Below are 14625 nucleotides of genomic sequence, written 5' to 3' on the forward strand. Positions count from 1 at the left end.
TCTTTACATTTTACGTCTTCCATATTTAATTAAATGGCAGCAATAGGACCGTAGAAATATCAAAATAGTAGATCTTATCTAATTAGTGTTAAAAATAAATAATGGTTCCAAACATCAATATCCAGCAGGATCAAAGTAACCCATTTTACGATCTGGTAAAGACCATTTATCGTTATTACGCAATTGGCGTAGGCGAACCTAATACATTTTATAAAGGATATCAGGATCTTACCAATATCATAACAGAAAAAATAAATCGACTGATTGCTGGGGATATGCCAGTGGTGTGCGCTGAACTGTCAGGTGAGGTTAAACAGGCGTTTCCAAACTATACAGTCAGAACGAGTTACCATAAGCAATTTCCGAATTATGCGATAGAAATAGAGCTGCCTAAAAAGGAATATCCTGAAATCCATTTAATTTATCATTTAAAACTAAGGATCTCTCTTTTAACTAAATATTATACCTTATTTTTTGAAGAGATGACCCTACATCAAAATATTAAAAGCGGTTTAAGTGGTCAACAGCCTTTAAGGTCAATCGCCGTTTCTTCCGCATTGACCAATTTGCCCGAGAGTGAGCAAATGGTTACGGCGCTAAAAGAGATCATTAAAAAGATTTTTCCTGATTACCATTTTGTAAGCCATAGATTGCTAATGTCAAGAAAAATAAAAGGAGGTTATCCACATGGTGCAGATCACAATCCTTACAAGGATGAGTTCTCCATATATAACTTTTTGTTTGATAATGAATATGAGGTTTTTCCTGGCATTAGCATTTGCTAATGATGAAATTCCTCTGAAATTAACTACCGGGTCTGTCATTCAATTATTCGAAACTTATTCCTTCAAAATTATCATCCAGCTTCCATTTTCCATCCTCCATTTTACATATTCCATATATCATATAGACTTTATTTTATTCCTTTAATCCTTCGTTTCCCCAAAAACAGTACATTATATTTGCCCGCATGTCGGTATTGCTGTTTACCATTATCGTTTTATTGGGGGCTTTTTTAGCCGGTTTATTGGGCTCGTTAACAGGCTTGGGCGGGGGAGTAATTATTATTCCTTTACTTACGCTGGCTTTGGGTGTAGATATTCATTATGCCATTGGCGCTTCTATTGTTTCCGTTATTGCTACCTCGTCAGGTTCGGCGGCGGCTTATGTGAAGGAAGGAATTACCAATATCCGCATCGGCATGTTTTTAGAAATTGCCACTACCATAGGTGCCATTTGTGGTGCAATTGTGGCCGTTTATTTAAATGCTAACTACATTGCCATTCTGTTCGGTTGTATTCTCATTTTTTCGGCCATTATGACCCTCAAAAAGAAAGTAGACCATACCACTTTAGATGATACCGATAAATGGGCCAGGTTTTTTAAACTCAACGGCTCTTATCCCGATAGGGGCGAAGATCATCCTTATGCTGTAAAACATATTCCGGGTGGTTTCTTTATGATGCTTTTTGCCGGAACCTTATCAGGTCTGCTTGGCATAGGGAGCGGGGCTTTAAAAGTGATTGCCATGGATAATATTATGCGACTGCCTTTTAAAGTATCGACTACTACCAGCAATTTTATGATGGGGGTTACAGCAGCAGCCAGTGCAGTGGTTTACCTGCACCGTGGCCAGATAGATCCGGGGATAGCCATGCCGGTTTGTATTGGAGTTTTAACCGGTGCTACAGTAGGCTCGAAAGTTTTACTGAAAACCAAAACCGATAAACTTAAAATTGTGTTTGCTGTAGTTGTTGCATTTCTGGCATTGCAGATGATTTATAAAGGAATAAGTGGATTGTAATGAATTTAGCCAATAAAGAAAATATAAAGGATAAAGATATTCAATTGATACTGGGTACGCTTTTGCGTGCAGGCGTAATTATTTCGATGGGGATTGTACTTGTTGGTGGGGTAATTTTCCTGATCCATAACAAAGGTGTAATTACCGATTATAAAGTTTTTAAACCCGAACTTGCCAAATTCTCTTCTATCTCGGCCATATTTAAAGGGGTGCTTACTTTACAGGGCGATGCAGTAGTACAGTTTGGCATATTGATGCTGATATTCACGCCAATAGCCCGGATTGTGTTCGCTATTTTTAGCTTTTTGGTTGAACGCGATTACCTCTACGTGCTGATCGGAATTATCATTTTAGCGATTATAACCATCAGTTTAAATGGTGGTTTAGCACATTAACACTACTTTTAAAGTTAAATCGCATCATATCAGCAATTTATTTGAAAAAATATTTCGCTAACTATTTGAAAATTAATAATTCTTGTCTATCTTTGCCGTCCCTTTCGGGGGATGTACAACCACCTTGAACGAAGCCCTACTGCTTCGATGGGTGTTAAAAAGAAAAGATAAAATGTCAGGAATTATTGGAAAAAAAGTAGGAATGACCAGTATTTTCGATGCAGAAGGAAGAAACATTCCTTGTACTGTAATCGAAGCTGGGCCTTGTGTAGTTACACAAGTAAAGACCGAAGAAAAAGACGGGTATTCAGCTGTTCAGCTAGGATACGATGAGAAAAAAGAGAAAAACACAACTCAACCGTTAAAAGGCCATTTCGCGAAAGCAAACACAACTCCAAAACGCAAGCTGGTAGAATTCAACTCATTTACAACTGCACTTAACTTAGGTGATGTTGTAACTGTAGATGCATTTGCAGAAGGCGATTTTGTTGATGTTGTAGGTACCTCAAAAGGTAAAGGTTTTCAGGGTGTTGTAAAACGCCACGGATTTGCCGGTGTTGGTATGCAGACTCACGGTCAGCATAACCGTTTACGTGCCCCAGGTTCATTGGGAGCATCATCATTCCCATCACGTGTATTCAAAGGAATGCGCATGGCAGGAAGAACAGGTGGAGACAGAGTGAAAATTCAAAACTTACAAGTTTTGAAAGTTTACGCTGAGCAAAACTTATTAGTAGTTAGTGGTTCCATTCCAGGAGCTAAAGGTTCTTACGTAATCTTAGACAAATAATCAGATGGAAGTTAAAGTATTAAACATTTCAGGTAAAGAAACAGGTGCCAAGGTGCAACTTCCTGAATCGGTATTTGGTATCGAGCCTAACGACCACGCGATTTATTTAGATGTTAAACAGTATTTGGCTAACCAACGTCAGGGTACTCACAAATCTAAACAACGTAATGAGATTGCTGGTTCGACCCGTAAACTATACAAACAAAAAGGTACAGGTGGTGCCCGTGCCGGTAGCATTAAATCTCCGTTATTTAACGGTGGTGGTCGTGTTTTCGGTCCTCAGCCACGTGATTACAGTTTTAAATTGAACAAGAAATTAAAATCATTAGCACGTAAATCGGCTTTAGCTTATAAAGCAAAAGATAACAACGTGGTAGTTTTAGAAGATTTCAGCTTCGATACAATTAAAACTAAAAACTTTACAAGTTTATTGGCTGCTTTAAAAGTAGATACTCAAAAAACTTTGTTGGTTTTACCTGCGCAAAATAATAATATCTATTTATCAAGCAGAAACGTTCAGAAAACTAAAGTAATCTCAGCAGCAGATTTAAATACTTATGATGTATTAAACGCTGGAGTACTTGTGTTAACTGCTGATTCTGTTAAAACTTTGGAGGAGGCGTTTGCCAAGTAATATGGAAATTTTAAAAAAACCAATATTAACCGAAAAAGCTTCAGCTTTAACTGAGAAATCTAACCGTTTCACTTTTAGCGTTAACCACAAGGCTAACAAAATCCAGATCAAAGCAGCTATTGAGAAATTGTACGGTGTAACCATCGTTGCAGTTAACACCATGGTTGTTGATGGAAAAGCTAAATCTCGTTACACTAAAGCAGGTTTTGTATCTGGCCGTAGCCCGAAATACAAAAAAGCAATCGTAACGTTAAAAGACGGCGAAACAATAGATTATTACGCAACTCTTTAATTTAATAATTCATTATAACTATGGGCTTAAGAAAATTTAAACCAGTTACTCCAGGTACCCGCTTCAGAGTTGGTGCTAGCTTTACGGAGATTACAGCAACCAAGCCCGAAAAATCATTGGTTGTATCATCAAAAAAGTCTGGTGGACGTAACAATACAGGTAAGATGACTATGCGCTATATCGGTGGTGGTCACAAAAAATCTTATCGTATTATCGACTTCAAACGCGATAAATTCGATATTCCTGCTACAGTTGCTACTGTAGAATACGATCCAAACCGTACTGCCCGCATCGCATTGTTAAACTATGCTGATGGCGAGAAGCGTTATATCATTGCTCCTGAAGGATTGCAAGTTGGTTCGGTATTATTATCGGGCGATACTGCAGCTCCAGAAGTAGGTAACACTTTAAAATTATCAAACATTCCATTAGGTTCTATCATCCACAATGTGGAGATTCACCCTGGAAAAGGAGCACAATTGGCTCGTAGTGCAGGTGCTTACGCACAATTAGCTGCCCGCGATGGTAAATATGCTACTTTAAAAATGCCTTCAGGCGAAACCCGTTTAATTTTAGTTACTTGTTTAGCTACAATCGGTGCAGTATCTAACTCAGATCACGCAAACGAAGTATTAGGTAAAGCAGGTCGTAAACGTTGGTTGGGCCGTCGTCCGAGAACTAGACCGGTAGCGATGAACCCAGTTGATCACCCAATGGGTGGTGGTGAAGGTAGATCATCAGGTGGTCACCCACGTTCAAGAAATGGCGTTTTAGCTAAAGGCTACAAAACCAGAGAACTTAAAAAATATTCTAATCGTTACATCATAGAGAGAAGGAAGAAATAATGGCTCGTTCGATAAAAAAAGGACCTTATATTGACCATAACGTAGAGAAAAAAGTAAACTCTATGAATGATTCAGGCAAAAAGTCTGTAATCAAAACTTGGTCTCGCAGATCAATGATTTCACCAGATTTCGTTAATCATACATTTGCAGTACACAACGGTAATAAATTTATTCCTGTGTACGTAACAGAAAACATGGTTGGTCACAAGTTGGGAGAATTTGCTCCAACCAGAACATTCAGAGGACACGCTGAAAAGAAAAAATAATTAGACAATGGAAGCAATAGCAAAATTAAACAATTGTCCAACCTCACCGCGTAAGATGCGTTTGGTTGTAGATCTTATCAGAGGTGAACGTGTAGAGAAAGCATTAAGCATTTTAAAGTTTACCAACAAGGAAGCAGCAATAAAAGTTGAGAAATTATTATTATCTGCTATCAAAAACTGGGAAGCTAAAAATGAAGGTGCCCGCCCTGAAGAAAGTCAACTTTTTGTTAAAACAATTATGGTTGATGGTGGCCGTCAGTTAAAACGCTTACGTCCAGCTCCTCAAGGCCGTGGATATAGAATTCGCAAACGTTCTAACCACGTTACGCTGATTGTAGATAGTAAAAACACAGAAACAACTCAAAACTAATTAGGAAATGGGACAAAAAGCAAATCCAATAGGTGCCAGATTAGGAATTATCAAAGGATGGGATTCTAACTGGTTCGGTGGCAACAACTACTCCGATAAATTAGTTGAAGATGAGAAAATAAGAAAATACCTTTCTGCCCGTATCGCTAAAGGCGGTGTTGCAAAAGTAGTTATTGAGCGTACCTTAAAACGTATCACTGTAACTATCCACACAGCTCGTCCGGGTATCGTAATCGGTAAAGCAGGTGCTGAGGTTGATAAAATCAAAGAAGAGTTAAAGAAATTAACCAAAAAGGAAATTCAAATTAACATCTTTGAGATTAAACGCCCTGAACTTGATGCACAATTAGTTGCAGAAGGTGTTGCAAAACAATTAGAAGCAAGGATCTCATTCCGTAGAGCAATGAAATCTTCTATCGCATCAACCATGCGTATGGGTGCTGAAGGTATCAAAATCATGACTTCTGGTCGTTTAGGTGGTGCTGAGATGGCACGTACTGAGCAGTACAAAGAAGGAAGAGTGCCTTTACATACTTTGCGTGCTGATATCGACTATGCTTTAGCTGAAGCTTTAACCACTTACGGTAAAATCGGTATTAAAGTATGGATCTGTAAAGGTGAGGTTTATGGAAAACGTGATTTGTCTCCAAACATCGGTTCGACAAATAACGGTCCAAAAGGCCAGTCAGAGAAACCAGCATTCGGTGGAAGAGATAACAGAGGTGGTGGAAGAGATAACCGTGGCGGGAACGACAGACGTGGTGGAAACCAAGGCGGTCGCCCAGGTCAGGGTGGTGCAAACAGAGGTGGTGGCGCAGGCGCTAACAGAGGTCCTCGTAAATAATTGATTTATTAACATCGTTTAACGATTAGAACAAAATAAAATGTTACAGCCAAAAAGAACGAAGTTCAGGAAGATGCAAAAAGGCAGAATGAAGGGTTTAGCTTCTCGTGGAGCTGAATTAGCATTCGGATCTTTCGGTATCAAATCTTTAGAAGCAACTTGGATCACAAGTCGCCAGATAGAGGCTGCCCGTATTGCCGTAACACGTTTTATGAAACGTGAAGGCCAGGTATGGATCAGAATTTTCCCTGACAAACCGGTAACTAAAAAACCTGCTGAGGTACGTATGGGTAAAGGTAAAGGTGCTCCTGAGTATTGGGTAGCAGTTGTAAGACCTGGACGTGTAATTTTCGAAGCTGAAGGTGTGCCTTTAGAAGTTGCTAAAGAAGCATTACGCTTAGCTGCTCAGAAATTACCAATCCAAACCAAATTCGTAGTACGTAGAGATTACGTAGAAGCATAGTAAAGTGTTGAGGTGAATGTTGTAAATACTTGTTTATTATAACCGCTACACTCAACGTAAAAGAAAAGAAAAATGAAAAATTCAGAAATCACAGGGCTTTCAAAAGAAGAATTAGTAGCTAAGATTGCGGAAGAAAAAGAGAACTTATCAAAATTGAAGTTCGCTCACACTATTTCAGCTATCGAAAATCCTTCGCGTATTGCAAAAGTAAGGAAAGACATAGCCCGTTTAAACACTCAGTTGACTAAAGTGAAAAACAGCGAGTCAGCTACTGAAACCAAATAATTTGAGAGTCGACATGGAAAGACAATTAAGAAAAACAAGAACCGGGTTAGTGGTAAGCAACAAGATGGATAAATCTGTTGTGGTGAGCGTGGAGCGTAAAGTGAAACACCCGATTTATGGTAAGTTCGTAAAGAAAACTACCAAATTTATGGCTCACGACGAGAAAAACGAATGCGGTATCGGTGATACCGTATTGATTATGGAAACTCGTCCTTTGAGTAAAAACAAGAACTGGAGATTGGTACAAATTTTAGAAAGGGCTAAATAAGATGGTACAACAGGAATCGAGATTAAACGTTGCTGATAACAGCGGCGCGAAAGAAGTATTGGTAATTCGTGTGTTAGGTGGAACCGGCAAACGTTATGCTTCAATTGGTGATAAAATAGTTGTTACCGTAAAAAGCGCTTTACCTTCGGGTAACATTAAAAAAGGTACAGTTTCTAAAGCAGTTGTTGTAAGAACTAAAAAAGAAATCCGTCGTAAAGATGGTTCTTATATCCGTTTTGACGATAATGCGGCTGTATTATTGAACGCACAGGATGAGCCAAGAGGTACACGTATCTTTGGCCCGGTTGCGAGAGAACTACGTGAAAAACAATTCATGAAAATCGTATCATTAGCACCGGAGGTATTATAAAATGGGAAACAAAGTAAATACACCAAAACTTAAAATCCGCACTGGAGATTTAGTTAAAGTAATTGCTGGCGATTCAAAAGGTCAACAAGGAAAAGTACTTTCAGTACAAACAGATAAAAACAGAGCCATTGTAGAAGGCATCAACTTAGTTGCTAAACACACTAAACCAAATGCTGCAAATCCTAACGGTGGTATTATTAAAAAAGAGGCTGCTCTTCACATTTCTAACTTGATGTTGGTTGATCCAAAATCTGGTAAAACTACCCGCGTTGGTCGTAAACTAAACGCTGATGGTAAAATCGTTAGAGTTGCTAAAATTTCAGGGGAGGAGATTAAATAATGGCTACACCTAGATTAAAAAGCAAATACAAAGAAGAAGTTGTAAATGCATTAAAAGAGAAATTTCAGTACAAAACTGTTATGCAGGTTCCTAAATTGGAAAAAATCTGTATCAATCAGGGTGTAGGTCGTTTTTCTGTTACTGATAAAAAGATTATGGATACTACAATCGTTGAGTTGACTACCATTACTGGTCAGCAAGCGGTTCCGGCACAATCAAAAAAGGATATCTCTAACTTTAAATTACGTAAAGGTATGCCGGTTGGTGTACGCGTAACATTACGTGATAACAACATGTACGAGTTCCTTGATCGTTTGATTTCTGTTGCTTTGCCACGTATCCGTGATTTCAAAGGTATTAACGATAAAGGTTTCGATGGTAAAGGTAACTACACTTTAGGTGTTACTGAACAAATCATCTTTCCTGAGATTAATATAGATAAAATCAATAAAATTTTAGGGATGGATATAACTTTCGTAACTTCGGCAAAATCTGACGTTGAAGCGCTTGAGTTATTGAAACAATTCGGATTACCATTTAAAAATCAAAAAACAGCAGAATAATGGCAAAAGAAGGTGTAAAAGCACGCGAAGTTAAGCGCCAAAAATTGGTAGCTAGATACGCTGAAAAACGTGCAGCATTAAAAGCTGCAGGAGATTTCGAGGGTTTGGATAAATTACCAAAGAACTCATCTCCGGTACGTTTACACAACCGTTGTAAATTAACTGGTCGTCCTCGTGGATATATGCGTACCTTTGGTATTTCAAGGGTAACATTCCGCGAAATGGCACTAGACGGTAAAATACCAGGTGTTAAAAAAGCATCTTGGTAATATAAAGTATCAAGTACAGAGTATCAGGTATCAAGACGGAATGGTTTCTTGATACCTGATACTTATGTCTTATTACTAGAAAAAGAATTTTAACCGATAGCAGGTCCCACAGCTGGGTAGCAGAAGGAAACCACTATCAAAAACAATAAATAATGAATACAGATCCAATAGCAGATTATTTAACAAGAGTAAGGAATGCCATTAAGGCCAACCACAGAGTTGTAGAAATTCCTGCATCAAACCTTAAAAAGGAAATCACTAAAGTACTTTTTGATAAAGGTTACATCGCGAACTATAAGTTTGAAGATACTACAGTTCAAGGCACCATTAAAATTGCTTTGAAATACAATCCGATTACTAAAGTTCCTGCTATTCGTACATTAGTGCGAGTAAGTAAACCAGGTTTGAGACAGTATGCAGGCGTTGAAAATATGCCAAGAGTATTAAACGGTTTAGGTATCGCAATCTTATCTACTTCAAAAGGTGTAATGACCGATAAAGAAGCAGCCAAATTAAACATTGGTGGTGAGGTATTGTGTCACGTTTATTAATATTTAGGAGAACAACACAATGTCAAGAATAGGAAAAGCCCCAATTACAATCCCTGCAGGTGTAACCATTACAGTATCTAACGATAACGTTGTAACTGTAAAAGGCCCTAAAGGTGAATTATCACAAGCAGTTGATAAAGATATCACTGTAAGTCAGGAAGATGGAATTTTAACAGTTCAACGTCCATCAGATCAAAAGAAACACAAAGCATTACACGGTTTATACCGCTCTTTGCTTAACAACATGGTTGTTGGTGTTACAGCAGGTTATACACTAACTCAAGAATTAGTGGGTGTTGGTTACCGTGCTACAAACCAGGGTAATACATTAGACCTGGTTTTAGGTTATTCTCACCACTATGTATTCCAGTTACCAGCAGAGATTAAAGTAACTACGCAATCAGAAAAAGGTCAGACTCCTAAAATCATTTTAGAGAGTATCGACAAACAATTGATTGGTCAGGTAGCAGCGAAAATCCGTTCGTTACGTGCACCAGAGCCATACAAAGGTAAAGGTATCAAGTTTGTGGGTGAAGTGTTAAGAAGAAAAGCAGGTAAATCAGCATCTAAAAAATAGTAATCATGGCAGGTAAAAAATTATCAAGAAGAGATCGTATTAAAAAAGGGATCAGAAAAAGACTTACCGGTTCGGAAGAGCGTCCAAGGTTATCTGTATTTAGAAGCAATAAAGGGATTTATGCGCAGGTAATTAACGACGTAACCGGTACAACAATTGCTTCGGCATCATCATTATCAAAAGATTTTGCAGGTACAGGAAGCAAAAGCGACCAATCAGTTGCAGTAGGTAAATTAGTTGCTGAAAAAGCAATTGCTGCTGGTGTTAAACAAGTTGTTTTCGATAGAAATGGCTATTTATACCACGGTCGTGTAAAATCGTTGGCAGAGGGTGCCCGCGAAGCTGGTTTAGTATTTTAATCTGAAGAAAAAGTAAGATGTCAACTATTAATATAAAAAGAGTAAAAACCACCGATATCGAATTAAAGGATCGTTTGGTTAGTATACAACGTGTTGCCAAAGTAACCAAAGGTGGCCGTACTTTCAGCTTCTCGGCAATTGTTGTTGTAGGTGATGAAAACGGTATTGTTGGTTTCGGTTTAGGTAAAGCGAAAGAGGTAACTGAAGCTATTGCAAAAGGTGTGGATGATGCCAAAAAGAACTTGGTAAAAGTTCCAATTTTAAACGGTACTGTTCCTCACGAACAAATCGGTAAATTCTCAGGTGGTTTTGTATTAATCAAACCAGCTGCAGTAGGTACCGGAGTAATTGCAGGTGGCGCGATGCGTGCTGTTTTAGAGAGTGCCGGTGTACACAACGTATTGGCAAAATCTAAAGGTTCATCTAACCCACACAACGTGGTAAAAGCAACTGTTGATGCATTAACTAAAATGCGCGACGCTTATACAGTAGCTCAAACCCGTGGTATTGATTTAAACAAAGTATTTAACGGATAATATCATGGCTAAGATCAAAATAACACAAGTAAAAAGCGTTATCGACAGAAGCGAGCGCCAAAAAAGAACCGTTCAGGCTTTGGGTTTATCTAAATTGAACCAAAGTGTTGAGGTTGAAGCTACACCGCAAATTATCGGTATGATTCGTAAAGTGAATCACCTGGTAGCTATCGAAGCAATCTAATAAAAAAAGTTAAAGGTAATATGGGGTAAAATCCGTATTACCTTTATATATGTTTAATCGTTGTACCTGTTTAGTGAAAGCGAAGGGCAACACAAATTCAAAAAAATGAATTTAAGTAATTTAAAACCTGCAAAAGGTTCTACAAAAAACAGCAAAAGAATTGGTCGTGGTACAGGTTCAGGTCGTGGCGGTACTTCAACTCGTGGTCACAAAGGTGCGGGTTCTCGTTCAGGTCACTCAACCAAAATCGGTTTCGAAGGTGGTCAAATGCCTTTACAACGTCGTGTGCCTAAAGTTGGTTTCAAACCAATCAACCGTACTGAATACGTTGGTGTAAACTTAGATGTATTACAAAACTTAGCTGAAAAATTCAGCTTAACAACTATCGATTTCGCCGCTCTCCAGGCGCATGGTTTAGCTTCAAAAAACGACTTGGTTAAAATCTTAGGTCGTGGTGAAGTGAAAGCAAAATTAGAAGTTACAGCACATGCGTTTTCTGCAACCGCACAAAAAGCTATTGAAGCTGCAGGTGGTTCTATTGTAAAATTGTAATTATTAAATGAAGAAGCTATTTACTACTTTAAGTAATATCTGGAAAATTCAGGAATTAAAAGAGCGTATATTGTTTACGCTCTTAATTCTTTTGGTATACCGTTTCGTTTCTCACGTGGTTTTACCAGGTGTAGATGCAACTGCTTTAGGCAATAACGAAAAATCAGGACTTTTAGGCTTACTTGATATGTTTGCCGGAGGTTCTTTCTCTCGTGTGTCTATTTTGGCGTTGGGGGTAATGCCTTATATCTCTGCATCAATTGTGGTGCAACTATTGGGTATTGCTGTTCCTTCTTTCCAAAAAATGCAGAAAGAAGGCGAAAGTGGTAGAAAAAAAATGAACCAGATTACCCGTTACCTAACGGTAGCGATCACAATCGTTCAGTCTGTTGGTTATGTTAAAACACAAGTTCCACCAGAAGCTATTTTATTACCAAACACTTTATTTTTAGTGTTATCTACGTTTGTATTAACGGCAGGTACCTTATTTGTAATGTGGTTAGGTGAAAAAATTACTGATAAAGGAATTGGTAACGGTACCTCACTAATCATTATGGTTGGTATCATTGCCCGTTTACCTGTTGCAATTTCTCAGGAGTTTAGTGCACGTGTGGGTTCGTCAAGTGAAGGTGGAGGTCCGGTAGCATTAGTTTTAGAAATTGTTGCCTTATTTGCAGTTGTAATGTTCACCATTTTAATTGTTCAGGGTGTACGTAAAGTACCTGTACAATACGCTAAGAAAATTGTGGGTAACCGCCAGTTTGGTGGTGTTCGTCAGTATATTCCGTTAAAGGTTAATGCTGCCGGTGTTATGCCAATCATTTTTGCTCAGGCGTTAATGTTCATTCCAGGTGCAATTATGCAATTTGTTCCTTCATTACAAGGTTCTTGGTTAATTCAGTTCAGCAACACTACATCGTTGGCTTATAGCTTAACGTTCGCATTTTTAATTATTGCCTTTACTTTCTTCTATACTGCCATTACAGTTAACCCAACTCAAATGAGCGATGATATGAAGAAAAACGGTGGTTTTATCCCAGGTATTAAACCGGGTTTAGCAACATCAACTTTCATTGATGATGTAATTTCTAAAATCACTTTCCCAGGTGCAGTATTTTTAGCGATCATTGCTATTTTACCTTCTATTGCGGTTAAGTTCGGTATTAAACAAGAGTTTGCTCACTTCTTTGGCGGTACATCTTTATTGATTTTGGTAGGTGTTGTTTTGGATACCTTACAACAGATCGAAAGCTATTTATTGATGCGTCATTATGATGGTTTAATGAAAACCGGTAGGGTTACTGGCAGAACAGGTGTACCTGCTGCAAGTAGCAACGCTGCGTTGTAGTGTAAAGGATGTCTAAAATTTATTACAAGTCTCTTGAAGAGATCGAGTTAATAAGAGAAAGTTCCATGCTTGTTTCTAAAACTTTAGCCGAAGTGGCCAAGGTGATAAAAGCAGGCATGACTACTATCCAGTTAGATAAGTTAGCTTATGAGTTTATTGGTGATCACGGAGCAATCCCTGCATTTTTAAACTACAATGGTTTCCCTTACTCATTGTGTATTTCGCCAAATGAACAGGTTGTTCATGGTTTTCCGGGCGAATATGTAATACAGGAGGGAGATTTGATTTCGGTTGACTGCGGCGTAATTAAAAACAATTATTTTGGCGATTCGGCTTATACTTTCTCCATAGGGGAGGTTGATGCTGAAAAACAAAAACTGGTTGAGGTTACCAAGCGTTGCCTGGAGTTAGGCATTGAAAAAGCAGTAGCAGGCATGCGGATCGGTGATATCGCTTTTGCAGTTCAGCACCACGCAGAAACTAATGGATTTGGTGTAGTAAGAGAACTGGTTGGACATGGCGTAGGTGTAAAGCTTCATGAGAAACCAGAAGTTCCCAATTATGGAAAGCGTGGGGCAGGACCAAAACTTGAAGAAGGAATGGTGATTGCAATTGAGCCCATGATTAATGCAGGCGTTGCCGGTGTTAAATTCCATAAAGACGGATGGACAGTAACGAGTAAAGACAATAAGCCATCGGCACATTTTGAACACACAGTGGCCATAAAAAAGGGCAAAGCAGATGTTTTATCGACGTTTTCTATTATAGAAGAAGTTTTACAACAAAAAAAATAAATAATTAAAATTTTTTATTTAATTTTGCAACCCTGTTTAGAAGCAGCTAATTAAGTAACAATCAATAAAATATGGCTAAACAAGCCTCAATTGAACAAGACGGAGTAATAAGAGAAGCATTGTCTAATGCGATGTTCAGGGTTGAACTCGAAAACGGACATGAAATTATTGCGCACATTTCAGGAAAGATGCGGATGCACTACATCAAAATTCTTCCTGGTGATAAAGTGAAACTAGAGATGTCGCCGTATGATTTAACAAAAGGTCGCATCACTTATAGATACAAATAAAATGAAAGTTAGATCATCAATTAAAAAACGTAGCGCTGATTGCAAGATTATTCGCCGTAAAGGTAAACTTTACGTTATCAACAAGAAAAATCCTAAATACAAGCAACGTCAAGGGTAATTAGAAAATATTGTAATTTACCGTACAACGGTGGCCCGCCGTTCGGGATTACTTCAAAACAACAATAAATATGGCAAGGATTTCAGGTATTGATTTACCAAGAAACAAAAGAGGAGAGATCGGTTTAACCTATATCTATGGTATCGGTAGAACAACTGCACAACGTATTTTAACTACTGCAGGAATCGATTTAAACAAAAAAGTACAAGACTGGTCTGATGATGAGTTATCAGCAATCCGTACTATGATTAACGATGAGATTAAAGTAGAAGGTGCTTTACGCTCAGAGGTTCAGTTAAACATCAAACGTTTAATGGATATCGGTTGTTACCGTGGTTTACGTCACAGAAAAGGTTTACCTTCTCGTGGTCAGCGTACTAAAAACAACTCACGTACTCGTAAGGGTAAGAGAAAAACAGTTGCTAACAAGAAAAAAGCTACTAAATAGAAATTGATAGATATGAGATGTGAGATCCGATAGCTATCGGATGTAGATATGAGACCATATCTTCAACTCT

Annotated in this window: 28 protein-coding genes; all 28 read left to right on the forward strand. The window is 38.3% G+C overall.

Features of this window, described 5'->3' with window-relative positions:
* Positions 1–101: 101 nt before the first annotated feature.
* The 28 genes from BLR37_RS05910 (at position 102) to rpsM (ending at position 14555) form a co-directional block, all read left to right on the forward strand.
* Positions 102–785: a hypothetical protein gene (locus BLR37_RS05910; RefSeq protein ID WP_090765848.1), complete on the forward strand. Its 684-nt coding sequence runs from the start codon at positions 102–104 to the stop codon at positions 783–785.
* A 185-nt stretch (positions 786–970) separates the two neighbouring features.
* On the forward strand, positions 971–1804 hold the full coding sequence (locus tag BLR37_RS05915; RefSeq protein ID WP_090765850.1) for a sulfite exporter TauE/SafE family protein: 834 nt from the start codon (positions 971–973) through the stop codon (positions 1802–1804).
* Positions 1804–2199 carry a DUF1634 domain-containing protein gene (locus tag BLR37_RS05920; protein WP_090765854.1) on the forward strand — a complete coding sequence of 132 codons (396 nt, stop codon included), beginning with the start codon at positions 1804–1806 and terminating at the stop codon, positions 2197–2199. The genes BLR37_RS05915 and BLR37_RS05920 overlap by 1 nt, the downstream gene beginning before the upstream one ends.
* 172 nt (positions 2200–2371) lie before the next feature.
* The gene (gene rplC / locus BLR37_RS05925) at positions 2372–2989 is read left to right on the forward strand and encodes a 50S ribosomal protein L3 (RefSeq protein WP_090766547.1); all 618 of its coding nucleotides are present in this window, start codon (positions 2372–2374) and stop codon (positions 2987–2989) included.
* A 4-nt stretch (positions 2990–2993) separates the two neighbouring features.
* Entirely contained in the window at positions 2994–3623 is a 630-nt protein-coding gene (gene rplD / locus BLR37_RS05930; RefSeq protein ID WP_090765858.1) for a 50S ribosomal protein L4, read from the forward strand.
* A gap of 1 nt (position 3624) precedes the next feature.
* The gene (gene rplW / locus BLR37_RS05935; protein WP_025145221.1) at positions 3625–3915 is read left to right on the forward strand and encodes a 50S ribosomal protein L23; all 291 of its coding nucleotides are present in this window, start codon (positions 3625–3627) and stop codon (positions 3913–3915) included.
* A gap of 20 nt (positions 3916–3935) precedes the next feature.
* A complete protein-coding gene (rplB, locus tag BLR37_RS05940) occupies positions 3936–4760 on the forward strand; it encodes a 50S ribosomal protein L2 (RefSeq protein WP_039475216.1) in 825 nt (274 codons plus the stop codon).
* Positions 4760–5026, forward strand: coding sequence for a 30S ribosomal protein S19 (rpsS, locus tag BLR37_RS05945; protein ID WP_010599906.1), 267 nt, complete (start codon positions 4760–4762; stop codon positions 5024–5026). The genes rplB and rpsS overlap by 1 nt, the downstream gene beginning before the upstream one ends.
* Positions 5027–5033: 7 nt before the next feature.
* Positions 5034–5396, forward strand: coding sequence for a 50S ribosomal protein L22 (rplV, locus tag BLR37_RS05950; RefSeq protein WP_039475213.1), 363 nt, complete (start codon positions 5034–5036; stop codon positions 5394–5396).
* Positions 5397–5403: 7 nt separating this feature from the next.
* Entirely contained in the window at positions 5404–6240 is an 837-nt protein-coding gene (rpsC, locus tag BLR37_RS05955) for a 30S ribosomal protein S3 (RefSeq protein WP_039475210.1), read from the forward strand.
* 40 nt (positions 6241–6280) lie between these two features.
* Positions 6281–6703, forward strand: coding sequence for a 50S ribosomal protein L16 (rplP, locus tag BLR37_RS05960; RefSeq protein ID WP_010599903.1), 423 nt, complete (start codon positions 6281–6283; stop codon positions 6701–6703).
* Between the two features lie 72 nt (positions 6704–6775).
* The gene (gene rpmC, locus BLR37_RS05965; protein WP_039475207.1) at positions 6776–6988 is read left to right on the forward strand and encodes a 50S ribosomal protein L29; all 213 of its coding nucleotides are present in this window, start codon (positions 6776–6778) and stop codon (positions 6986–6988) included.
* A gap of 13 nt (positions 6989–7001) precedes the next feature.
* On the forward strand, positions 7002–7256 hold the full coding sequence (rpsQ, locus tag BLR37_RS05970; protein WP_010599901.1) for a 30S ribosomal protein S17: 255 nt from the start codon (positions 7002–7004) through the stop codon (positions 7254–7256).
* A 1-nt stretch (position 7257) separates the two neighbouring features.
* Positions 7258–7626 (forward strand): 50S ribosomal protein L14, encoded by a 369-nt coding sequence (gene rplN, locus BLR37_RS05975; protein WP_008244575.1) that lies wholly within the window; start codon positions 7258–7260, stop codon positions 7624–7626.
* A gap of 1 nt (position 7627) precedes the next feature.
* The gene (gene rplX, locus BLR37_RS05980) at positions 7628–7966 is read left to right on the forward strand and encodes a 50S ribosomal protein L24 (protein WP_039475195.1); all 339 of its coding nucleotides are present in this window, start codon (positions 7628–7630) and stop codon (positions 7964–7966) included.
* Positions 7963–8529 carry a 50S ribosomal protein L5 gene (gene rplE, locus BLR37_RS05985; protein WP_086003386.1) on the forward strand — a complete coding sequence of 189 codons (567 nt, stop codon included), beginning with the start codon at positions 7963–7965 and terminating at the stop codon, positions 8527–8529. Before rplX ends, rplE begins: the two co-directional genes overlap by 4 nt.
* Positions 8529–8798 carry a 30S ribosomal protein S14 gene (gene rpsN / locus BLR37_RS05990; RefSeq protein ID WP_039475193.1) on the forward strand — a complete coding sequence of 90 codons (270 nt, stop codon included), beginning with the start codon at positions 8529–8531 and terminating at the stop codon, positions 8796–8798. Before rplE ends, rpsN begins: the two co-directional genes overlap by 1 nt.
* Before the next feature lie 152 nt (positions 8799–8950).
* Entirely contained in the window at positions 8951–9349 is a 399-nt protein-coding gene (rpsH, locus tag BLR37_RS05995) for a 30S ribosomal protein S8 (RefSeq protein WP_039475190.1), read from the forward strand.
* Between the two features lie 19 nt (positions 9350–9368).
* Positions 9369–9926, forward strand: a complete 558-nt coding sequence (rplF, locus tag BLR37_RS06000) for a 50S ribosomal protein L6 (protein ID WP_039475188.1) — start codon at positions 9369–9371, stop codon at positions 9924–9926.
* Between the two features lie 5 nt (positions 9927–9931).
* Complete coding sequence (gene rplR, locus BLR37_RS06005) at positions 9932–10285, forward strand: 50S ribosomal protein L18 (protein ID WP_039475186.1); 354 nt, start codon at positions 9932–9934, stop codon at positions 10283–10285.
* 17 nt (positions 10286–10302) lie between these two features.
* Complete coding sequence (rpsE, locus tag BLR37_RS06010; RefSeq protein WP_039475184.1) at positions 10303–10821, forward strand: 30S ribosomal protein S5; 519 nt, start codon at positions 10303–10305, stop codon at positions 10819–10821.
* Positions 10822–10825: 4 nt separating this feature from the next.
* Positions 10826–11005: a 50S ribosomal protein L30 gene (gene rpmD, locus BLR37_RS06015; protein WP_039475181.1), complete on the forward strand. Its 180-nt coding sequence runs from the start codon at positions 10826–10828 to the stop codon at positions 11003–11005.
* A gap of 105 nt (positions 11006–11110) precedes the next feature.
* The gene (gene rplO, locus BLR37_RS06020) at positions 11111–11557 is read left to right on the forward strand and encodes a 50S ribosomal protein L15 (protein WP_039475451.1); all 447 of its coding nucleotides are present in this window, start codon (positions 11111–11113) and stop codon (positions 11555–11557) included.
* 7 nt (positions 11558–11564) lie between these two features.
* Complete coding sequence (secY, locus tag BLR37_RS06025; RefSeq protein WP_090765861.1) at positions 11565–12905, forward strand: preprotein translocase subunit SecY; 1341 nt, start codon at positions 11565–11567, stop codon at positions 12903–12905.
* An 8-nt stretch (positions 12906–12913) separates the two neighbouring features.
* Positions 12914–13699 (forward strand): type I methionyl aminopeptidase, encoded by a 786-nt coding sequence (gene map, locus BLR37_RS06030; RefSeq protein ID WP_090765863.1) that lies wholly within the window; start codon positions 12914–12916, stop codon positions 13697–13699.
* A gap of 71 nt (positions 13700–13770) precedes the next feature.
* Positions 13771–13989 carry a translation initiation factor IF-1 gene (gene infA, locus BLR37_RS06035; RefSeq protein ID WP_010599888.1) on the forward strand — a complete coding sequence of 73 codons (219 nt, stop codon included), beginning with the start codon at positions 13771–13773 and terminating at the stop codon, positions 13987–13989.
* A 1-nt stretch (position 13990) separates the two neighbouring features.
* Positions 13991–14107 carry a 50S ribosomal protein L36 gene (gene rpmJ, locus BLR37_RS06040; protein WP_010599887.1) on the forward strand — a complete coding sequence of 39 codons (117 nt, stop codon included), beginning with the start codon at positions 13991–13993 and terminating at the stop codon, positions 14105–14107.
* Between the two features lie 70 nt (positions 14108–14177).
* A complete protein-coding gene (gene rpsM / locus BLR37_RS06045) occupies positions 14178–14555 on the forward strand; it encodes a 30S ribosomal protein S13 (protein ID WP_010599886.1) in 378 nt (125 codons plus the stop codon).
* The last annotated feature ends 70 nt before the right edge of the window (positions 14556–14625 follow it).

Origin of the sequence: Pedobacter soli, from assembly GCF_900101435.1 — a bacterium.
Classification (GTDB): Bacteria; Bacteroidota; Bacteroidia; order Sphingobacteriales; family Sphingobacteriaceae; genus Pedobacter; species Pedobacter soli.